Origin of the sequence: Actinomadura opuntiae, assembly GCF_030283205.1 — a bacterium.
Lineage (GTDB): Bacteria > Actinomycetota > Actinomycetes > Streptosporangiales > Streptosporangiaceae > Spirillospora.
The window spans coordinates 102,932-124,125 of record NZ_JASNWF010000023.1 but is presented as its reverse complement, the minus strand read 5'-3'; the positions used below and the strand labels follow the sequence as shown (position 1 = coordinate 124,125).

Annotated in this window: 16 protein-coding genes; 10 read left to right on the top strand and 6 right to left on the bottom strand. The window is 75.6% G+C overall.

What is annotated here, in order from left to right:
* Positions 1–181 precede the first annotated feature (181 nt).
* The 6 genes from QP089_RS39105 to QP089_RS39080 all read left to right on the top strand — a co-directional run bounded on the left by QP089_RS39105 (position 182) and on the right by QP089_RS39080 (position 10,611).
* On the top strand, positions 182–1,165 hold the full coding sequence (locus QP089_RS39105; RefSeq protein WP_285918992.1) for a DUF1702 family protein: 984 nt from the start codon (positions 182–184) through the stop codon (positions 1,163–1,165).
* A gap of 68 nt (positions 1,166–1,233) precedes the next feature.
* Complete coding sequence (locus tag QP089_RS39100; protein ID WP_285919066.1) at positions 1,234–2,226, top strand: DUF1702 family protein; 993 nt, start codon at positions 1,234–1,236, stop codon at positions 2,224–2,226.
* 96 nt (positions 2,227–2,322) lie between these two features.
* Positions 2,323–8,127 (top strand): type I polyketide synthase, encoded by a 5,805-nt coding sequence (locus tag QP089_RS39095; RefSeq protein ID WP_285918991.1) that lies wholly within the window; start codon positions 2,323–2,325, stop codon positions 8,125–8,127.
* A gap of 26 nt (positions 8,128–8,153) precedes the next feature.
* Positions 8,154–8,606: an acyl-CoA thioesterase gene (locus QP089_RS39090; RefSeq protein WP_285918989.1), complete on the top strand. Its 453-nt coding sequence runs from the start codon at positions 8,154–8,156 to the stop codon at positions 8,604–8,606.
* Positions 8,603–9,115, top strand: a complete 513-nt coding sequence (locus QP089_RS39085) for a flavin reductase family protein (protein WP_285918987.1) — start codon at positions 8,603–8,605, stop codon at positions 9,113–9,115. Before QP089_RS39090 ends, QP089_RS39085 begins: the two co-directional genes overlap by 4 nt.
* A 104-nt stretch (positions 9,116–9,219) precedes the next feature.
* Entirely contained in the window at positions 9,220–10,611 is a 1,392-nt protein-coding gene (locus QP089_RS39080) for a cytochrome P450 (RefSeq protein WP_285918986.1), read from the top strand.
* A 103-nt stretch (positions 10,612–10,714) separates the two neighbouring features.
* Here QP089_RS39080 and QP089_RS39075 read toward each other — a convergent pair whose 3' ends face one another.
* The 5 genes from QP089_RS39075 to QP089_RS39055 all read right to left on the bottom strand — a co-directional run bounded on the left by QP089_RS39075 (position 10,715) and on the right by QP089_RS39055 (position 16,315).
* A complete protein-coding gene (locus QP089_RS39075; protein WP_285918984.1) occupies positions 10,715–11,488 on the bottom strand; it encodes a helix-turn-helix domain-containing protein in 774 nt (257 codons plus the stop codon).
* Between the two features lie 360 nt (positions 11,489–11,848).
* Positions 11,849–12,868 carry a ParB/RepB/Spo0J family partition protein gene (locus QP089_RS39070; RefSeq protein ID WP_285918982.1) on the bottom strand — a complete coding sequence of 340 codons (1,020 nt, stop codon included), beginning with the start codon at positions 12,866–12,868 and terminating at the stop codon, positions 11,849–11,851.
* A 154-nt stretch (positions 12,869–13,022) separates the two neighbouring features.
* Entirely contained in the window at positions 13,023–14,084 is a 1,062-nt protein-coding gene (locus QP089_RS39065; protein ID WP_285918980.1) for a carboxymuconolactone decarboxylase family protein, read from the bottom strand.
* A gap of 9 nt (positions 14,085–14,093) precedes the next feature.
* Positions 14,094–15,749: an FAD-dependent oxidoreductase gene (locus tag QP089_RS39060; RefSeq protein WP_285918978.1), complete on the bottom strand. Its 1,656-nt coding sequence runs from the start codon at positions 15,747–15,749 to the stop codon at positions 14,094–14,096.
* Entirely contained in the window at positions 15,746–16,315 is a 570-nt protein-coding gene (locus QP089_RS39055; protein WP_285918977.1) for a DUF5987 family protein, read from the bottom strand. Before QP089_RS39055 ends, QP089_RS39060 begins: the two co-directional genes overlap by 4 nt.
* Before the next feature lie 221 nt (positions 16,316–16,536).
* Between QP089_RS39055 and QP089_RS39050 the strand changes: the two genes are divergently transcribed.
* Entirely contained in the window at positions 16,537–17,166 is a 630-nt protein-coding gene (locus QP089_RS39050) for a ScbR family autoregulator-binding transcription factor (protein WP_285918975.1), read from the top strand.
* Between the two features lie 30 nt (positions 17,167–17,196).
* Here QP089_RS39050 and QP089_RS39045 read toward each other — a convergent pair whose 3' ends face one another.
* Positions 17,197–18,288, bottom strand: coding sequence for an LLM class flavin-dependent oxidoreductase (locus QP089_RS39045; protein ID WP_285918973.1), 1,092 nt, complete (start codon positions 18,286–18,288; stop codon positions 17,197–17,199).
* Between the two features lie 242 nt (positions 18,289–18,530).
* Between QP089_RS39045 and QP089_RS39040 the strand changes: the two genes are divergently transcribed.
* From QP089_RS39040 to QP089_RS39030, 3 genes are read left to right on the top strand one after another with little or no spacing between them, the layout of a single operon-like run.
* Positions 18,531–18,728: a ferredoxin gene (locus tag QP089_RS39040; protein ID WP_285918971.1), complete on the top strand. Its 198-nt coding sequence runs from the start codon at positions 18,531–18,533 to the stop codon at positions 18,726–18,728.
* On the top strand, positions 18,728–19,921 hold the full coding sequence (locus QP089_RS39035) for a steroid 3-ketoacyl-CoA thiolase (RefSeq protein ID WP_285918969.1): 1,194 nt from the start codon (positions 18,728–18,730) through the stop codon (positions 19,919–19,921). The genes QP089_RS39040 and QP089_RS39035 overlap by 1 nt, the downstream gene beginning before the upstream one ends.
* A 9-nt stretch (positions 19,922–19,930) precedes the next feature.
* Complete coding sequence (locus tag QP089_RS39030; protein WP_285918967.1) at positions 19,931–21,190, top strand: CaiB/BaiF CoA transferase family protein; 1,260 nt, start codon at positions 19,931–19,933, stop codon at positions 21,188–21,190.
* The last annotated feature ends 4 nt before the right edge of the window (positions 21,191–21,194 follow it).

Below are 21,194 nucleotides of genomic sequence, written 5' to 3'. Positions count from 1 at the left end.
CGTTGGAACGCGCTAATGATAAAGCGGGGAAAATAACGCTGTCATTTTATTGCGCCGGGTATTCGGCGGCCGGCGCGGGTGCGGGGGCCGCCGCGGCGGGCGGGCAGCACACCGGGAGATGAGCGCGGGACGGGCCTCGGCGCACACTGCGGACGACGTCACCGCCGACGAGGAGTGCCCCATGCCCACGATCACCGGCTCGCTGCGCAGGCTCGTGCTGACCCCGTCCCTCGCGGAGGTGAGCTTCGCCAAGCGGGGCTTCCCGATCGCGGAAGCCGCGCCGGGGCGCGCGCTGGAGGCGATCCCGCAGGCGGTGGTCTGCGGGTTCGAGTGGGGCATCGACGCCCGCGACCAGTGGGAGGTGGAGCGGCGGCTCGCGCTGGTCGACCCCGAGCAGCGCGGCTTCGCCTACGAGGGCGCGACGATGGCCTTCACCGTCCTGGACGCGATGGGCCCGCGCCGCGGGCACCGCACCCGCGACCTGCTGCGGGGCCCCGGCCGCCCGCACATCTTCCTGGCCTACATCGGGATCGGCTTCGCGATGGCGCGGCTGCCGCGCGTCCTGTGGCGCAAGGTCCTGCCCGACCTGACCGGGTCGCCGTACCACCCGACGATGAGCTGGCTCGCGGTGGACGGCCTCGGCTTCGACCGCGCCTACTTCCACACCCGCCGCTGGGTGGACGCGCAGGAGGAGCCCGCGCCCTACCCGTGGCTGGGGCGGCCCGACTACTTCCCGCGCGCGTTCGACCAGGGCGTCGGGCGGGCGCTGTGGTTCGTCCACGGCGGCGCGGCGGACGCGGTCGCCGGCGCGGTCGGGCGGTTCACCGAGCGGCGCCGCGCCGACCTGTGGAGCGGGGCCGGGCTCGCCGCCGCGTTCGCGGGCGGCGCCGGCCCGGACGGCTACGCGGCGCTGCGTGTCCACGCCGGCGAGCACGCCGCCGCGCTCGCGCAGGGCGCGGTGTTCGCCGCGAAGGCGCGCTGCCACGCGGGGTTCGTGCCGGACCACACCCGCGAGGCGCTGCGGGCGATCGCGGGGCTGACCGTCGAGGCGGCCGAGCGGCTCGCCGACGACTCCGCCGTGGAACCGGACGCGCCGAACGCGCCGGGCGAGCCGGCCTACGAGCGGTGGCGCGCCAACGTCCGCGAGGGGCTCCCCACCCGCTGAGCACGACCGAAGTGGACGCGGACGGCGCGCGCGGCAGATTTTGGAACCACATCGACCGGCGAATCCAGGTGCTCGAATTGACTCTTTCATGGCGAAGGCTGCGCAGCGCTGTTCTGACGCCGAACGCGTCGGCCACGAAAATGGCGGTGCGCGGCTTCCAGATCAAGGACCACGAATCCCAGGCCGTGCTCGAGACGATCGGCCGCACGTTCCTCACCGGGTACGCGGCCGCCGCCCGCGCCCGCTCCACCGACGAGGTGCCGGCGGAGCTCGCGGACATCCCGACCCGGTTCCGCGGCTTCGCCTACGAGGGCGCCGCGATGGGCTTCGCGATGCTGGACGGGCTGCCCGGCGGCGGGACCCGGCGCGTCGCCGAGTTCCTCGGCGGGGCCGGCGGCGACCACGTCTACATGGCGTACGTCGGCGTCGGCTGGGCCGCGGCCCGGCTGCCGCGGTTCCTGCGTCCCAGGCTGGCCGCCCCTGACCCGCTGCTGCGCTGGCTGGCACTGGACGGCTACGGCTTCCACCAGGCGTACTTCCACACCGGACGGTACGTCGACGGCCAGGTCGTGGACCCGGTGGCCTGGCCCGTCCGCGGCGCGCCCTACGCCCGCCGCGCCGTCGACCAGGGCATCGGCCGCGCCCTGTGGTTCGTCTGCGGGACCGACCCGGGGCTGGTCGCCGACCGGATCGAGGAGTTCGCAGAGGCCCGCCGCGGCGACCTGTACGCCGGCGTCGGCCTCGCCGCCGCCTACGCGGGCGGCGCGGACGAGAAGGAGCTGCGCACCCTGTGGGACCGGGCGGGCCGGTACCGCCCGGACGTCGCGCAGGGCTGCGCGTTCGCCGCCGAGGCGCGGCTGCGCGCCGATCTGGTCGTCCCGCACGTCGAGCTCGCCACCGAGGTGCTGTGCTCGATGACGCCCGAGCAGGCCGCCAAGGTCTGCGCCGACCACCTGCCCGCGGTGCCGGACGACCCGGCCGCGGACGCCCGCGCGGACGTCCCCGCCTACGAGGCGTGGCGGCGCGCCGTCGCCGCGGCCCTCGTTCCCGGCACGGACTGACCGCCGCCCCTCACCCCCGACCACACCCCAAGGCCCATCGCACCGGCTGCGCTCCTGCCGTGTGCCGGCGAACGCTGGAAAGAAGGCTGCCCCCGAATGAGCAGGATCGCGGTCATCGGCATGGCGTGCCGCTACCCCGACGCCACCTCGCCGACCGAACTGTGGGAGAACGCCCTGGCCGGACGGCGCGCCTTCCGGCGGCTGCCCGACGTCCGCATGCGGCTGGCGGACTACTGGGACGCCGACCCCGCCGCGCCCGACCGGTTCTACGCGCGCAACGCCGCCGTCCTGGAGGGCTACGCGTTCGACCGGGTCCGGCACAAGATCGCCGGAAGCACGTTCCGGTCGACGGACCTGACGCACTGGCTCGCGCTCGACATCGCCGAGCGGGCCCTCGCCGACGCCGGGTTCCCCGGCGCGGAGGGGCTGCCCGCCGAGCGCACCGGCGTCGTCGTCGGCAACACCCTCACCGGCGAGTTCTCCCGCGCCAACCTGATGCGGGTGCGCTGGCCGTACGTGCGCCGCACCGTCGCCGCCGCGCTGCGCGAGGAGGGGTGGGAGGACGAGCCGCTCGCGCAGTTCCTCGCCACGCTGGAGCGCCGCTACAAGGCGCCGTTCCCCGCGGTGAACGAGGACACCCTCGCCGGCGGCCTGTCCAACACCATCGCCGGGAGGATCTGCAACTACTTCGACCTCAAGGGCGGCGGCTACACCGTGGACGGCGCGTGCTCGTCGTCGCTGCTGTCGGTCGCGACGGCGTGCCGCGCCCTGCTCGACGGGGAGCTGGACGCCGCCGTCGCGGGCGGGGTCGACCTGTCCCTGGACCCGTTCGAGATCGTCGGGTTCGCCAAGACCGGCGCGCTCGCCCGGGGCGAGATGCGGGTGTACGACCGCGGCTCCAACGGCTTCTGGCCCGGCGAGGGCTGCGGCATGGTGGTGCTGGTCCGCGAGGAGGACGCGCGGCGCTACGGCCGCGAGCCGTACGCGGTGGTCGCCGGGTGGGGCGTGTCGTCCGACGGCAAGGGCGGCATCACCCGCCCGGAGAAGCGCGGCTACCGGCTGGCGCTGCGCCGCGCCTACGAGCGCGCCGGGTTCGGCATCGAGACCGTCCCGTTCTTCGAGGGCCACGGGACCGGCACGGAGATCGGCGACGCCACCGAGCTGGCCGCGCTGACCGAGGCCCGCGCCGAGGCCCGTGCCGAGGCGGTCGACGGCACGGTGCCGCGCGCCGCGATCGGTTCCATCAAGGGCATGATCGGCCACACGAAGGCCGCCGCGGGGATCGCCGGGTTCATCAAGGCGGTGATGGCGGTGCGCGAGCGGATGGTGCCGCCGACCGCCGGGTGCGTCGACCCGCATCCCGTCCTCACCGGCGAGGACGCCGCGCTGCGGGTGCTGCGGCGGGCCGAGCCGTGGCCGGACGGCGCGCCCGCCCGCGCGGGCGTCACCGCGATGGGGTTCGGCGGCATCAACACCCACCTGGTCGTCGAGGGCACCGGCCCGCGCCGCGCCGCGCCCGCCGCCGCGTCGGTCGCGCTCGCGCGCTCGGTCCAGGACGCCGAGCTGCTGCTGTTCGACGCCGACACCCCCGCCGAGCTGCGCGACCGGATCGCCGGCCTGGCCGGGTGGGTGTCCGGGCTGTCGTACGCGCAGCTGTCGGACCTCGGCGCCGTCCTGCAGTCCCGGCTGACGGGCGGTACCGCGCGCGCCGCCGTGATCGCCTCGTCCCCGCAGGACGCGGCGGACCGCCTGCGCAGCCTCGCCGCCGCCCTGGAGGAGGGCGAGACGTCCAGGCTCACCCCGAGCGGCACCGCCTTCCTCGGCCGCGTCACCCGGCCCGCCGCCATCGGATTCCTGTTCCCGGGGCAGGGCTCGGGGCGCGGCACCAGCGGCGGAGCGCTGCGCCGCCGCTTCGCCGAGGCCGAGGACGTCTACCTGCGCGCCGCGCTCCCGTCGGCCGGGGACACGACCGCGACCGCCGTGGCGCAGCCCCGCATCGCGACCGGATCCATGGCGGGACTGCGGGCGCTGGAGTCCCTCGGCGTGCACGCCGTGGTCGCGGTCGGGCACAGCCTCGGCGAGATCTCCGCGCTGCACTGGGCGGGCGCGCTCGACGCCGAGGCGCTGCTGCGGGTCACCGCGACGCGCGGCCGCACGATGGCCGAGCACAGCGCGTCCGGGACGATGGCGGGGCTCAGCGCTCCGCCCGAGCGGGTCGCCGAGCTGATCACGGACCTGCCGGTGGTCATCGCCGGATACAACGGGCCCGGCCAGACGGTCGTCGCCGGACCGAACGACGCGGTGGACGAGGCCGGGCGGCGCGCCGCCGGGGCGGGCGTGCCGTGGACCCGCATCGCGGTCTCGCACGCCTTCCACTCCCCGCTGGTGGCGCCGGCGGCGGGCGCGTTCGCCGACGCGCTGGCGGGGGAGCGGTTCGGCGGTGTGGAGCGGCGGTTGGTGTCCACCGTCACCGGGGAGCCGCTGCCGGTGCGCACCGACGTCCCGGAGTTGCTGCGCCGGCAGATCACCGAGCCCGTCCTGTTCAGCCAGGCGCTGCAGTTGGCCGCCAAGGAGGCCGACCTGTTCGTCGAGGTCGGCCCGGGCCGGGTGCTGACCGGGCTGGTCGCGGGCATCACCGGCACCCCGGCGGTCGCGCTGGACACCGACGACGAGTCGCTCACCTCGCTGCTGCGCGTCGTCGCCGCGGCGTTCGTGTCGGGCGCGCCCGTCGACACCGCGGCGCTGTTCCGCGACCGGCTGACCCGCCCGCTGGAGATCGGCGCGGAGTTCGACTTCCTCACCAGCCCGTGCGAGCAGGCACCGGAACTCGCCCTCGAGGAGTACGTGGCGCCCGCTCCGGCGGAACCGGACGCCACCGCCGGCGGCGAGGGCGCCGCCGCCGGGGAGTCCAGCCTGGAACTGCTGCGCCGCCTGGCCGCCGAGCGCGCCGAGCTGCCCGCCGAACTGGTCCGCGACGACAGCAGGCCGCTGGACGACCTGCACCTGTCGTCCATCACCGTCGGGCAGCTGATGAACCAGGCGGCGCTGCTGCTGGACCTGCCGCCCGCGCAGACCGTCGTGAACTACGCGACTGCGTCCCTCGGCGAGCTGGCCGCCGCCCTCGACACCCTCGCCGAGACCGCCGGCGGCGCGCCCGCCGCCCCCGCGGCCGAGGGCGCCGCGGCGTGGGCGCGCGCGTTCACCGTCGACCTCGACCCCGCCCCGCCCGCCCCGCCCGCCGAGCCCGAGGAGGACGGCCCCTGGACGCTGTACGCGCCCGCCGGGCACCCCTTCGCCGGCGCGCTGCGGCAGGCGCTGCAACGCGCCCGCGTCGGCGCGGGCGTCCTGGTCTGCCTGCCCCCCGACTGCGACGAGGACGCGCTGCGGCTCGCGCTGGACGGCGCGCACGCCGCGCTCGCCGACGGCTCCGTCACCCGGTTCGTGCTCACCGGCGACGGGCGCGGCGCCGCCGGGCTGGCCAAGACGCTGCGCCTGGAGGCCCCGCGGCTGCGCGTCACCGTCGTCCACCTGCCCGCCGTCCCCGACGCCGTGGACCGCGTCGTCGCCGAGGTCGCCGCCACCGCGGGCTTCAGCGAGGTCATGCACGACGCCGACGGGCGCCGCCTCGTCCCCACGCTGCGGCCGATGCCGGTGACGCCCGAACGGGAGGAGCCGCCGCTCGGCCCGGACGACGTCCTGCTCGTCACCGGCGGCGGCAAGGGCATCACCGCCGAGTGCGCGCTCGCCGTCGCCGCGGGCACCGGCGCCGCGCTCGCCGTCCTCGGACGCTCCGACCCCGCGGGCGACGACGAGCTCGCCGCGAACCTGCGGCGCATGGCGGACGCCGGGGCCCGCGTCCACTACGTCCGCGCCGACGTGACCGACCCGGCGCAGGTCCAGGCCGCGGTCGCCGAGATCGGCGCCGCGCTCGGCCCGGTCACCGGCGTGCTGCACGGCGCCGGCCGCAACGAGCCCGCCGCCCTGCCCAACCTCGACGCGGACGCCTTCCGCGCCGCCATCGCCCCCAAGATCGACGGGCTGGAGGCGGTGCTCGGCGCCGTCGACCCCGGCGCGCTGCGGCTGCTGGTCGCCTTCGGCAGCATCATCGGCCGCAGCGGGCTGCCCGGCGAGGCGCACTACGCCGTCGCCAACGACTGGATGGCCCACCTGACCCGCGCGTTCGCCGAACGGCACCCGGCCTGCCGGTGCCTGTGCGTGGAATGGTCGGTGTGGTCCGGCGTCGGCATGGGAGAGCGCCTCGCGGTGGTGGAGTCGCTCGCCCGCGACGGGATCACCCCGATCGGCCCCGACCAGGGCGTGGCGCTGATGCGCCGGCTGGTCGCCGACCCGGACGCGCCGCCCGTGGTCGTCGTCAGCGGCCGCACCGGGCGCGTCGACACCGTCCGCCGGGACCGGCCCGAGCTGCCGCTGCTGCGCTTCGTCGACCGCGTCCTCGTCCACTACCCGGGCGTCGAGCTGGTCACCGAGGTCGAGCTCGGCGCCGGCACCGACCGGTACCTGCCCGACCACCACCTCGACGGGAACGCGCTGTTCCCCGCCGTGTTCGGGATGGAGGCGATGGCGCAGGCCGCCCGCGCCGTCGCCGGACACGCCGGGACACCTGTCTTCGAGGACGTCGAGTTCCTGCGGCCGGTGGTGGTGCCGCCGGACGGGTCCACCGCCGTCCGGATCGCGGCCGTGGTGACCGGCGACGACACCGTCGAGGTGGCGATCCGCAGCGCGGAGACCGGCTTCGCCGCCGACCACTTCCGGGCCCGGCTGCGCTACGGCGCCGGCGGCCCGGAGGGGGGCCCGCCCGAGCAGGTGCCCGACGCGCTGCCGGCCGTCCCCCTCGACCCCGGCGCCGACCTGTACGGCGGCGTGCTGTTCCAGGGCGAGCGCTTCCACCGGCTGCGCGGCTATCGCCGGGCCGCCGCCCGGCACGTCGACGCGGACGTGGCCGCCGTCCCGGCCGACTGGTTCGCCGGATACCTTCCCGACGCGCTGGTGCTCGGCGACCCCGGGCTGCGGGACGCGCTGATGCACGGCAACCAGGTCTGCGTCCCCGACGCCACGCTCCTGCCGGTCGGGATCGAGCGGCTGTACCCCGGCGGGGACAAGCTCACCGGCACGCTCCGCTACTGCGCCACCGAACGCGCGCAGGACGGCGACACCTACACCTACGACATCGCGGTGCGGGACGGGGACGGCACCGTCGTCGAACGCTGGGAGGGCCTGCGGCTGCGGGCCGTCCGCCGGTCCGACGGCACCGGGCCATGGGTCGGGCCGCTGCTCTCCGGCCACCTGGAGCGCACGCTCGCCGACGTCGCCGGGATCAGCGTCGCGGTCGGCGTCGAACCCGAACCGCACACCGAAGCCGGGACGGGTGTCGAGGCGCGCCGCGCGCGGTCGGCTCTCGCGGTGAGTCGTGCGCTGGGCCGTCCGGCCGTCCTGCGGTACCGGCCCGACGGCCGCCCCGAACTGGACGGCGCGTCCGGCGACGCCACCGCGGTGTCGGTCTCGCACGGCCCCGGGCTGACCTTCGCGGTCGCCGGACCGGGTCCGCTGGGCTGCGACGCCGAGCTCGCCGCGCCCCGTCCGGACGCCGAGTGGGACGGCCTGCTCGGCCCGCACCGCCCGCTTCTGGACCTCGTCACCGCCGAGCAGGACGCGAATTCCGGCACGGCCGGAACGCGGATATGGGCTGCGAGGGAATGCCTGCAGAAGGCGGGGCTGCCCGCCGGCGCGCCGCTGACCCTGCTGCCGCCGGCCCGCCCCGGCTGGGTGGTGCTGGCCTCCGGCGACCTGCGCGTCGCCACGTTCGCCACGACCCTGCGGGACGTCCCGGAGCCGGTCGTGTTCGCAGTCCTGAGCCGGCCGGTCGCCACCGGCCGCGCCTGACCCGAGAAGGGCGGTCGCCGCACAGCATGGGCCACTACTACGAGTACCTGCACACGGTCGGTTTCGAGGAGACCAACCTCGTCGGGAACGTCTACTACGTCAACTACCTGAGCTGGCAGGGCCGGTGCCGGGAGATGTTCCTCAAACAGCGCGCCCCGGCCGTCCTGGACGACCTGAACCGCGACCTCAAGCTGTTCACCCTCCGCGTCGACTGCGAGTTCTTCGCCGAGATCACCGCCTTCGACGAGCTGTCGATCCGGATGCGGCTGCTGGAGCTGGCGCAGACGCAGCTGGAGTTCGGGTTCGACTACGTCCGGCTGGACGGCGGCGCCGACACGCTCGTGGCGCGCGGACGGCAGCGGGTCGCGTGCATGCGCGGCCCGAACGGCCGGACGGTGCCTGCCCGGATCCCCGACGCCCTCGCCCGGGCGCTGCAGCCCTACACGGCGGGCCTCGCCGAGGTGGGAGGGACCGCGTGAGCGCCTTCGACACCGCGGCGCTGCGCCGGGCGCTCGGGACGTTCGCGACGGGCGTCACCGTGCTCACCGTCGGCGGCCCGCGCCCGCACGGGATGACCGCGAACTCCTTCACCTCGGTGTCGCTGGACCCGCCGCTGATCCTGGTGTGCGTCGGCCGCGGCGCCAACATGCACCGCAACCTGCTCGGCCGCGCCCGGTTCGGGGTGTCGGTGCTCGCGGCGGACCAGCAGGCGGTCGCCCGGCACTTCGCGAACCCGGCGCGGGCGCTCGGCGCCGCGCAGTTCGACGCGGTCGACTGGCACCCCGGCGCGCTGACCGGGGTGCCGCTGATCACCGGGGCGGCCGCCGGTTTCGAGTGCGAGGTGTGGCGCCGCTACGACGGCGGCGACCACACCATCTTCACGGCGCGGCTGCTGTCGATGAGCCGCCGGGACGCCGACGGGGCGCTGCTGTTCTTCGACGGGCGCTTCCATGCGGTGCGTCCCGAGCGGACGGAGGTAACAGCATGAGCGAAGCGAACCGGGGGGCGCGGGGGGTCGTCCCCCCGCAGGGTGCAGGCATGAGCGAAGCGGATCGGGGGGCGCGGGGGGTCGTCCCCCCGCAGGAGGCAGATATGAGCGAAGCGGACCGGGTCGCCTCACCCCAGGGAGTGAAGGCGCGCGCTGCGGGGCGGACGCCGCCGGGGCCGCCGCGCCGGGCGATGCCGGGGATCTTCGCGAAGCTCGTCCGGGACCGGCTGGGGCTGATGATGGACGCGACGACGCGTTACGGCGACGCCGTCCGGGTCGCGGCCGGGCCGAAGACGCTCTACATCTTCAACCATCCCCGGCACGCCAAGCACGTCCTGGCGGACAACGCGGCCAACTACCACAAGGGCATCGGCCTCGCGCAGGCCCGCCGCGCCCTGGGCGACGGGCTGTTGACCAGCGAGGGCGACCGGTGGCGCGCACAGCGCCGCACGATCCAGCCGGTCTTCCGGCAGGCCAGGATCGCCGCGCAGGCCGCCGTGGTCGCCGAGGAGGCCGCCGGTCTCGTCGACCGGCTGCGCGCGCACGCCGATCGCGGGGCCGTCGAGGTGATGGGCGAGCTGACCGGGCTCACCCTCGGCGTCCTCGGCCGCACGCTCCTGGACGCCGATCTCGGCGCGTTCGGCGGGATCGGGCACGCGTTCGAGGCCGTCCAGGACCAGGCGATGTTCGACATGGTCACGCTCAGCGCTGTCCCGCTGTGGACGCCGCTGCCCACGCAGCTGCGGTTCCGGCGCGCCCGGGCGGAGCTGGGCCGGGTCGTGGACCGGCTGGTGGCCGAGCGGACCGCGCGCGGCGCCGACGGGGACGACGCGCTCGCCCGGCTCATCGCGTCCGCGCGGGAGGACGGCGATCCGCGCGCCGGGCGCCGCCGGCTGCACGACGAGCTGGTGACGCTGCTGCTCGCGGGGCACGAGACGACCGCGAGCACGCTCGGCTGGTCGCTGTACCTGATCGACCGGCATCCGGAGGTGGCGCGGCGGCTGCACGAGGAGGCCGTCGAGGTCCTCGGCGACCGGCTCCCCGAGTACGACGACCTGCACCGCCTCACCTACACCGGGATGGTCATCGAGGAGGCCGTCCGGCTGTACCCGCCGGTGTGGATCCTCACCCGCACCGCGCAGGCGGAGGACGAGGTGGGCGGCTACCGCGTCCCGGCCGGGTCGGACGTGCTGATCTCCCCGTACACCCTGCACCGCAACCCCGCCTTCTGGCACGACCCGGAACGGTTCGACCCGGAGCGGTTCGCGCCGGGCGGGGCGGCCGCCCGTCCGCGGTACGCCTACATCCCGTTCGGGGCCGGGCCGCGGTTCTGCGTGGGCAACCATCTCGGGCTGATGGAGGCGACGTTCGTGCTGGCGCTGATCGCCCGGGAGTTGCGGCTGACGGTCGTGCCGGGGCATCGGGTCGTCCCCGAACCGATGCTGTCGCTGCGGATGCGCGGCGGGCTGCCGATGCAGGTCCGTCCCCTCCGCTGACAGGCCCCGGTGGCGCCGGGTCCGGCGCGCCGTGAGCGAGATCCGGCACCGTCTCCACCCGAGCCCCGGGGCGGAGACGGTGCCGGACCCGTTCATGGGGGCGTCAGCCGGCGGTGGCGTTGAGGGCGTTCGCCCGGATGTCGGTGAGGGCGAGCAGCACCGGCGGGTCTATCACCCGCATGGGGCGCAACCGGACGTCCACCGAGGGCGGCAGGGTGTCCGCGGCGATGGAGATCGGGCCGTGGCTGCCCACCCACGGCACGGGGTCGGCGGTGAACGGGTCGGCCGGCAACGGGTCGTGGCCGTCCGGGAGGGAGTGCGCCAGGACGTACCAGGTGCCCTGCGGGACCCGCGGGAGCCGGTAGCGGCCCGGCCCGTTCAGCACGGTGCAGCGGATGGGGGAGCCCTGCGGGATCGGCTCGGGGAACAGGCCGACGAACACGGTGCCGGCCGTGCCGTCCTCCGGCGGGAGGATGTGCCCGGCGACCGACACCGACCGGGTGCCCCAGTCGTTGCGCCGCGGGTCGGTGGGGATCCGCGCCCGCACGCCGCGGTTCTGCCGGTAGAGGGACGGGGCCAGGCCGACGCTGCTCTTGAACCGGGAGCTGAACGTGCCGACGCTGGTGTACCCGACCCGGTTGCTGATGTCGGCCACGGTCAGGGTGGTGGAGATGAGCAGCCGCTTGGCCTCCTGCAGCCGCAGCGCGGACAGGAACCGGCCCGGCGACACCCCCGTCACCTGGCGGAAGATGCGGGAGAAATGGAACTTGCTGAACAACGCGGTGCGGGCCATGTCGTCGATGGTGAGCTGCTCGCCCAGATTCAGGTACATGTTCTCGATGACTCGCTCAACGGCCTCTTCGGAGATGTTGCGCATGACGCGGCATCCTTCCGTTCCGTGACCCGGTCGGGGATACGGGCGCGAGAAGTCGACGAGAAATGCCGGGCAAAAGGCGTTTCAGGATCGCCGTCATCGCGCCGTGACCATTGATCTGATCGCAACGCCAACGTTATTGAAATGGTGTGGCGCGGTCAACGAAGAGGCTCCGAACATAACGCCGTAATAAAGTTGACGATTAAATTCTCGGAGCATTCCCGGGCACGGGGCGGCCGGGGGCGCGGCGGCGGAGCGCGGCGGGAGGCGCGGCGGGAGGCGCGGCGGCGGCCGCGGTAGGGCCGCGGGCGCGCGTGCGGGGCGGGGACGGGGACGGGTGCGTCCCGTGCGGGCGGCGCGGGGTCAGCGCCGGTCGAGCTCGTCGGCGAGCCGGTGCCAGCTGGTCGCGCAGTGGCGGGCCAGCTCGGCGACGGCCTCCCGGCAGTGCGGGGGCACCGAGTCCAGCAGGTCGGCCCAGTCGCCGGGCGCGATGACGCGCGCCCGCAGCAGCATCAGGAGCTGCCGCCCGGTGTCGGTGTTGCGCAGCGAGGGGTCCTTCATCAGCGTGCGCAGGATCGCGCCGTGGTCGCGCTGCCGGTCTGCGCGTCCCGCGCCGCCGGCCCGCCCCGGCGCGGCCCCGCCGGTGCGCGGCCGGGCGGGCGGCCCGGCGTACCGCTCGGGCACCGGGTTCTGCTGCCGCGACAGCCGTTTGCGCACGTCATGGGCGGTCGACAGGGACACCCCGGCCGCCCGCGCGATCTCCCGCAGCGGCGCGTCGGGGCGCTGCGTCATCGCGCGCGCCGCGGCGAGCCTGCCCTCGGCGCTGTTCAGCGGCCGGACCCGGCCGTCGGCGCCGAGCCGCTCGTTCGACCGCGGAACCGCCGCGGACGAACGGCGCACCTCGGCCACCGACTTGGCCGACAGCCCCGTCCGCGCCGCGATCGCGCGGTCGGACAGCCGCGGGTGGCTCGCCATGATGCGGGCGGCGGCGGCGCGCCGGTCGGCCCGCGACAGCGGCAGCCCGTGCGCGACGTTCTCCTCGACCGCGCGGACGAACGCCTCGTCGGCGTCGCCGTCGAAGTAGACGACGTCGATGGTCTCGTCGCCGCGCAGGATGGCGGCGCGCAGCCGGTGCATCCCGTCGACGACGCGCATCGTGGCGCGGTGGACGAGGATCGGCGGCACGCCGCGGCCGGCCTCCACCAGCCGCAGCGTGTGGTCGCGGTCCTCGCCGGCGAGCCGCGGCGAGTCGGCCGACAGCAGCGCGGTGACGGGGACGGAATGGACGGCGGCGGCCGGTTCGCCCGCGCCGCCGCCCGCACGCCCCTGGTCCTCGCGCCGTTCCCCGGAACCCGCGGGTTCCGCGAGAATGCTGTGCTCCATCCGCCGTCTCACCTCTCACCATGGATGATCGCGGTGGGGTGCGATCATGACAACGAGCGACCGGTCGGCTGTCCGGGTGGAACGATCTCCCTGTCCATTGATGGAAACCGGGAAACCGGTCTTTTGCAAGGGTGAACTTCGGACTCCGGCATTCTCAGAGAAGCGGACGCCCGGACGTCCCGGACGCGGCCCGCATTGCGTGGGCCATTCGGCGCGCCGCGGCCAGCGCGGCCCACGCGGTGACCTCGATCAGCGCCCGGTCGCCGGGCCGCTCCCGGCGGAATTGCGCGATGTCGGCCGGTCCCACCTGGGCGGAGGCGAGCGCGGTGAGCAGCGCCAGCCGGCCGGCCGGCCGCTCGGCCGGCGCCAGGTCCGCGACGGCCCGGGCGGCCCAGCCGCGGTCGAGGCCGGGCGGGCGGCCGTCCCACGCCGCCAGCCGGGACCGCACCAGGTCCCGCACCGCGTCCGGGACGGCGCCCGCCTCGATCGCGGCCGCGGCGCGCGCGAGCGCGTCCGCGACCGGCGGGGCGTCCGCCGCCCAGGCCAGGTCGGGCGGCGGCGGCGCGGCCGGCAGCAGCGGCAGGGACGCCCCCTGCGGCGGCCCCTTCCGTGCCGCCGCGCCCGCCATGCGGCCGAGCAGCCGCATCATCGGGCCGTGCGCGGCCCGCGGCACCTGGGACGGCAGCGGCGCGTCCCCGAGGAACACGTTCACCATCCGGTTCAGGTAGTGGAATGTCAGGGCGACCCCGGTGAGCTCGGCGAGAGCGCCGGGCTCCAGCGGCGGCGCGGGCGCCTCGCCGGCCGCCCAGCGCGCGATCCGGCCGCGGGCGGGGTCTCCGGCCGCCGCCCACCGGCCGTCGGCGACGGCCGCCGCGGCCGCGGGCGACGACAGCGCGCCCAGCGTCGCGCCGTGCACCGCCACGCAGTACGGGCACCGGTTGGCGCGCGAGACCGCGGCGGCGACCGCCTCCTTGTCGGTCCGCTCCGCCGCGCCCTCGGCGACCAGCGTCTCCCGCAGCATCACCCAGGACGCGGCGAGCGGGCCGGGCGCGGGCGAGTGCAGCGCCACCGGCGGCGCGAGCATCCCGAAGTCGCGTTCCACCTGCGCGTACACCGCGGCGACGGCGCCGCGGGCGCTCGAGGGCGGGACGGGCGTGACGTGTTCGACCTGCTCCAGTGCGCGCCGCAGCGGGCGCCGCACGAACCCCGGTGTCACCGCGCCCCCTCAGCCGCCGCCGACCAGGTCCCGCACGAGCGGGGTCACCGCGCGCCGCGCGCTGGTCGCGCCGTCGGGCGCGGGCGCGCCGTACCCGACGGGGACGCCGCGGTCCTGGGCGGCCCGCACGATCCCCGGGACGGCGCGTTCGGCGAGCGCCGCGATCGTGTACGCCGGGTTGACGGTGAGCGCGCCCGGGACCGCCGACCCGTCGGTGACGAAGATGCCGGGATGGCCGCGCAGCTCGTGCCGGTCGTCCAGCGCGGAAGTCGCCGGGTCGTCCCCGATCCGGCAGGACGCGAGCGGGTGGACGGTGTAGGCGCCGACGAGGTCGTTGGTCCACGGCTCGACCGTGGCGAGGCCGTCGCGCTCCAGGATGTCCTTGACCTCGGCGTCGGCGGCGGCCCAGCCGCGCAGCGTGTTCGGCGTCGGCTCGTACCGCAGCGGGCCCTTGCCGAGCATCTGCTGGGAGATGCGGACGGCGTTGCCGGTGGGCGGGGGCGCGCCGAAAACACCCTCGTTGTCGTCCTCGCTCATCGTGAAGATCGTCAGCCACGACTGCCAGCGCCGCAGCAGTTCCTTCTTCTCCGGACCGAACCAGGTCAGCCCGCCGTCGGCGCCCGGGACCTGGGCGAGGATGGTGCCGAACCCGGGCGGGAAGTACAGCTGCTCGAGGGTGAACCGTTCGAACTCCGGAAGCGACCCGTCCAGCCGGTCCCAGCTCGTCACGCAGGGGCCCTTGCCGATCTGGGACGCGGCGTAGGCGCCGCCGCCGTGACTCAGCCCGAGCACCTCGCGGACCCGTTCCTCGTCGAAGACCGCGGTGTTGAGCCGCTCGCCGTTCCCGGAGAAGTACCGGCCCACGGCCGGGGGCAGCGCGCCGAGCCCGGCCTCCGAGCGCTGCAGGATCACCGGCGTGGCGCCCGCCCCGGCCGCGAGCACGACGAGTTTGGCGTCGATGGTGCCGCTCCCGGCCGTCACCCGGTAGTCGTCGCCGTCGATGAGGTTGAAGTGCACCCGGTAGCCGTCGGGGGTGCGCGACAGCCGCTGCACCTCGTGCAGGGGACGGATCTCCGCGCCGTGCGCGACGGCCGCGGGGAGGTAGTTCAGCAGCAGCGACCGCTTGGCGTCGAACCTGCAGCCGGACATCATCCAGTTGCAGTTGGTGCACTTGTCGCGGTCGATGGCGGCGGGCGCGGGGTTGGCGGTGCGGCCGGCGTGCGCGCACGCGGCGGCGAACAGCCCGCCGGAGTAGGTGACGTCGTTCCAGTCCTGCCGGATCACCGGCAGTGCCTCGGCCACCCGGTCGTACCACGGCTCCAGCGTGTCGCGGCTGATGGACCGCGGCCACATGCGGCGGCCGAGGCTCCCGCGGCGCTCGAACACGAAGGAGGGGACGCGGGGCATCGCAGCGAAGTACACCACGCTGCCGCCGCCGACGCAGTTGCCGCCGAGGACGCTCATGCCCTCGCCGACCACGAAGTCGAAGATCCGGGTGTAGGACGAGCCGAGCAGGAAGTCGTGGTCGAACTCGTCGCTGGCCACCCACGGGCCGCGTTCGAGCAGGACCACCTTCGCGCCTCCGGCGGCCAGGTGGTAGGCGGTGATCGCGCCGCCGAAGCCGGTGCCGACCACCACGATGTCGGCGCTGTCGCGGGCGGTCATGCCAGGCTCCCGGTGGCGTCGGTGGCCGGGTGGACGGAGGCGAGCGCGCGCCGGTAGGAGAACTGCGGGAACCGCCACAGCCCGTCCTCGTCGGGCCGCGCGAACCCGAGCGCCAGCAGACCCGGGTGCCCCTCGGCGATCGCGTCGGCGGTGTGCATGTGCGCGGCGGTGTCGAACGCCATGTTGCTGAACAGCGCGAGCAGCACCCACAGGTCCTTCTCGGGGTGGCCGGGCGCGGTGAGGGCGCGGACGACCGCGGTCCGCTCGGCGAAGGGCAGCGCGACGAACGGCGGGACCGAGGCGTCCAGGTCCAGGCCGCGGCGGGCCGCGTGCTCGGCCGCGTGCCGGTCGAGGGCGGCGGTGTAGTCGTCCAGGGCGTCGGCGATGCCGGTCGCGGGCGTCTCCAGCAGGGCGAGGGCGCCGGCCGCGACGGCGCCGGGCCCGGGGGCGGCGCCCGCCACGGCCCGGTCGTCCGGAGCGCGCTTCTCCCCGGGGACGATCGTGTCGGCGAAAGCCTCCAGTGTCAGTGTCCTCGCGGCGCGCCCGGCGGGCCTCTCGGTTTCCATGCGGTCTCCTCACACGGCGTAAGCGACGCAATTCAGTTAAAGTCGGACGAAACGGCCGCCGCATCTCCGGAAATGCTCGCGGGGCGCGCGGCGGACCGCCGAAGCGGAGGCGAACCCCGGCGGCGGGCGCGGCGAACGAAGGACCGTTGCATTCGCGTCGCGCCCACGACAAAGTGACAAATGCCAACTGTTCCCTTGCTTCACTGGAAAGCGGTATTTCCATGCAAGAACGTGCTCGGCGCACCCGGCGGAACATCATGGAGGCCGCCGCGGCCTCCTTCGAGGCGCACGGGTACGGCGCGGCCCGCCTCCAGGACATCACCGACCGGGAGGACGTCAGCAAGGGCGGGCTGTACTTCCACTTCCCGTCGAAGGAGTCGATCGCGCTGGCGATCATCCGGCGGAGCGAGGAACTGCACGCCGAGCTGGTCGAGGAACTGCGCCCGCGCTTCCCGCAGGCCATGCGGCTGCTGATCGAGTACACCCACCGGGTCGGCCGGGCGTTCCGCGACGACGTGGTCGCGCGGGCCGGGATCCGGCTGCTCCTGGAGAGCCGGCTGCGTGACCCGTCCGCGCCGCCGCCGTTCTCCGGCCGGATCGACAACGTGCGGACGCTGCTGCAGGCCGCCCGCGAGCAGGGCGACCTCGCGCCCTGGGTCGACCCGGCGTCCGCCGCGCCGTCGCTGGTGGCCGCGTTCCTCGGGCTGCAGCAGATCGTGATGGTGCGCGGCGGCCCCGTCGACCCCGACCGCTGCGTGGCCGACATGTGGCAGTTCCTGCTGCCCGGCCTGGTCCCCGCCGACCGCCTGGCCGGGCTGCTGGCGCTGCTGCCCGCGGCGCCCGGCGGCTGAAGCGCGGCCGGTGGTCCGGACCGGGCGCGGTCAGGCGGGCGGATCGTCGATCAGGCCGCGCTTGCGCAGCAGCGGCAGGACGCCCTCGCCGAAGGCGTACGCCTCCTCCAGATGAGGCTGCGCCGAAAGGATCAGATGGTCGACGCCGAGCGCGTGGTACTCCTCGATCCGCTCGGCGACCTCCTCGTGGCTGCCGACCAGCGCCGCGCCCACGCCCGGCCTGACCAGACCGTACCCGGCCCACACGTTCGGGTGGACCTCCAGGCCGGCGGCGCTCCCGCCGTGCAGCGCCAGGGCGCGACGCTGCCCCTCGGACTCGCTGCGCGCGAACCGGCGCTGCGCCTGCCGGATCCGCTCGGGGTCCATGCCCTCGACGAGCCGCCGGGCCGTCTCCCACGCCTCCGCCGCGGTGTCCCGGCTGATGACGTGGAAGCGGGTGCCGTAGCTCAGCTCCCGGCCGCGGGCGGCGGCCGCCTCCCGGGCCCGGCCGAGCAGCTCCCCGAGCGCGGGAGGCGGCTCGCCCCAGGCGAGGTAGGTGTCGGCGTGCTCGGCCGCCACCGTCCGGGCCGCGTCCGACGACCCGCCGACGAACACGTGCGGGCGGACGGGATGCGGCCGGGCCAGCAGCCCGCCCTCGATCCGGTAGTGCTCCCCGGCGAAGTCGAACCGCTCGCCCTCCCAGGCGCGCCCGAACACCTCCAGGAACTCCGCCGTGCGCGCGTACCGCCGGTCGTGGTCCAGCGCGTCGCCGTAGCGGCGCTGCTCGTCGGCGTCGCCGCCGGTGACGATGTTGAGCTGCAGCCGGCCGTCCGACACCCGCTGGAACGTGGCCGCCATCTGGGCGGCGAGCAGCGGCGACACCAGCCCCGGACGCAGCGCGATCATGAACTTGACGCGCCGGGTGCGGGCGGCCAGCGCCGCCGCCGCGACCCAGGGGTCCTCGCAGAACAGGCCGAACGGCGTCAGCATCCCGGTGAAGCCGAACCGGTCGGCGGCGAGCGCCACCTGGGCGAGGTAGTCGGGCTCCGGCTCGCGGCGCACGCCCGGCACCGCCGGCCCCCCGGACGGTTTCGCGATCTCCCTGCCGTCGCCGTGCAGCGGCAGGAACCAGTACAGGTGCACGATGCTGCGTCCCCTTTCCCCGCGGACGGCCCGGCGCGTCCCGGCCGGGCGGCCTCACCCTAACCCGCGGTTCCCGCACGTCACAGGGGGTGCGGCGGGACTCGGCAATCGCGAAGAAGCCGGCCCCGCGCCGCATTCCGGAAGATGCGCCGCGGCCCGGGCCGCGCCGACGATGACGCGGTGGGAGCCGGGCCGGCGCGTCCGGCGCGACCGGCGCAGGACGCAGTGTGGGAGGTGCCCCGATGCGGGTGATCGTGGACTACGACCAGTGTGACGGCAACGGCCTGTGCAGCGAGCTCGCACCGGAGATCTTCGAGCTGGGCGGCGACGACGTGCTGCGCGTCCGCGAGGGGCATCCGGGGCCGGAGCTGTGGCAGGCCGCCGAGGACGCCGCGCAGGCGTGCCCCAAGCTCGCCATCACCCTGACGGAGCGCGGCTGATGGCGGTGGCCGCCGTGTCGGACGGCCGCACGCCCGTGATCGTCGCCGCGGTCCGCACCCCCATCGGCAGGCGCGGCGGGGGGCTCGCCGGGCTCAAGGCCGTCGAGCTGCTGCGCGCCGTGCTGCTGGAGGCAATCGGGCGGGCCGGGATCGCCCCGGACGACGTGGAGCAGATCATCGGCGGCTGCGTCACCCAGTCCGGCGAGCAGAGCCTGAACGTGACGCGCAACGCCTGGCTGAGCACCGGCCGCGACCCCGCGGTCGGCTGCACGACCGTGGACGTGTCGTGCGGGTCGGCGCAGCAGGCCAATCACCTGGTGGCCGCGCTGATCGCGGCGGGCGCCATCGACGTCGGGATCGGCTGCGGCGTGGAGTCGATGAGCCGGGTGCCGATCGGCACGAACCTGTACCAGGGGCCGGGGCACTACAAGACCGCGGACTATCCGTGGGACGACCCGCCGAAGGCGCAGTTCGGCGGCGCCGAGCGGATCGCCCGCCGGCAGGGCATCGACCGCGCGGACGCCGACGCGTTCGGGCTGATGTCGCAGCGCCGCGCCGCTCGCGCCTGGGACGCCGGCCGCTTCGACGCCGAGATCACCGCGGTCACCGCGCCCGTGCTGGACGCCGAGGGCGCCCCGACCGGCGAGAGCCGCCGCGTGGACCGCGACGAGGGACCGCGTCCGACCACCCCCGAGGGGCTCGCCGCGCTGCGTCCGAACGTCGAGGGCGGCGTGCACACCGCCGGGACCACCTCGCAGATCTCCGACGGCGCGGCCGCGATCGTGTGGACGTCGCTGGAGCGGGCGCGGGCGCTCGGCCTGCGCCCCCGCGCCACCCTGGCCCACCAGGTCGTCACCGGCGCCGACCCGTACTACCTGCTCGACGGGCCGGTGGCCGCCACGCGGCGGCTGCTGGCGCGGGCCGGTATGAAGATCGGCGACGTCGACCGGTACGAGGTCAACGAGGCGTTCGCGTCGGTCGTGCTCAACTGGGCCGCCGCGTTCGACGCCGACTTGGACCGCGTCAACGTCAACGGCGGCGCGATCGCCCTCGGCCATCCGCTCGGCGCCACCGGCACCCGGCTACTGGTGACGGCGCTGCACGAACTGGAACGCGCGGACGCCGACCACGCGCTGGTCACGATGTGCTGCGGCGGCTCGCTCGGCACCGCGTCCCTGCTCCGGCGGCTGTAGGCGGCGGGCATGGAAGAGGAGAGCGCGGCGCCGGCGGGGCCGCTGGCGGGCCTCCGGGTGCTGGCCGTGACCAAGGCGTGGTCGGGGCCGCTCGCCGCGTGCGTGCTGGCCGACCTCGGCGCCGACGTCGTCAACGTGGAACTGCCCGGGTCGCGGGACGGCCGGGTCCCGCCGTTCATCCCCGGCACCCGGCTGTCGTGGTTCCGCGAGTCGGTGCACCGCAACAAGCGGAGCGTGGCCGTCGACCTGCGCCGGGACGAGGGCCGGGAGACCTTCCTGCGGCTCGCCGCCACGGCCGACGTGATCGTGGAGAACTACAAGCCCGGCACGCTGGCGGGCTGGGGGGTCGGCTACGACGCCTGCCGCGCGGTCCGGCCGGACGTGGTGTTCGTGTCGATCTCCGGGTGGGGGCAGGACGGCCCGAAGGCGCACGCGCCCGCCTACGACCCGGTCGTGCAGGCCGCCGCGGGCTGGATGGCATTGAACGGCCCGGCCGGCGGCCCGCCCGTCCGCGCCCCGACGTTCCTGGCCGACGAGCTGGCGGGCCTGCACGCCGCGATCGGGGCGCTGGCCGCGCTGGCGCACCGCGACCGGACGGGCGAGGGCCAGCACGTCGACGTGTCGATGCTCGACAGCCTGCTGTTCAGCAGCAGCGGGCTGCCGACGCTTGCCGCGACCGGGGCGCCCCCGGCACGGTACGGCAACGAGACCGACTTCGTGGTGCCGTCCAACGTGTACGCCTGCTCGGACGGCCACCTGTACCTTGCCGTGGCGCTGAACAAGCACTGGCGGTTGCTGGCCGACGCGATCGGCAGGCCCGACCTCGGCCGGGCCGACGGGTACCGCACGAACGAGGAGCGGTTGGGCAACCGGGACGCGGTGAACGCCCTCGTCGCCGGCTGGTGCGCGCGGCGCACCGTCGCCGAGGCGCTGGAGGTGCTGGAAGGCCAGGGCCTGGTGGTGGCGGAGGTCCGCGACCTGGCCGCCGCCGTCCGGGACCCGCAGGTGGCGGCGCGCGGCACGCTGCGTCCCACGCGGCTGAGCGACGGGACGGTCGCGCCGCTGGTGGCGCCGCCCGCCCGGTTCTCCGCGACCCCCGCCACGATCCGCCGCGGCGCACCGGAGCCGGGCGCCGACACCGCCGAGGTGCTGGCCGAGCTGGACCGCGCCGCGCCCGCCGGGGAGTTTCCGGCCGCTCCGGAAAGGGCCGGAAAAGCACCCGGGAAGGCAGCACGCGTGAATAACGACGAAACGCCGCCGGGTCTTTAGTGTT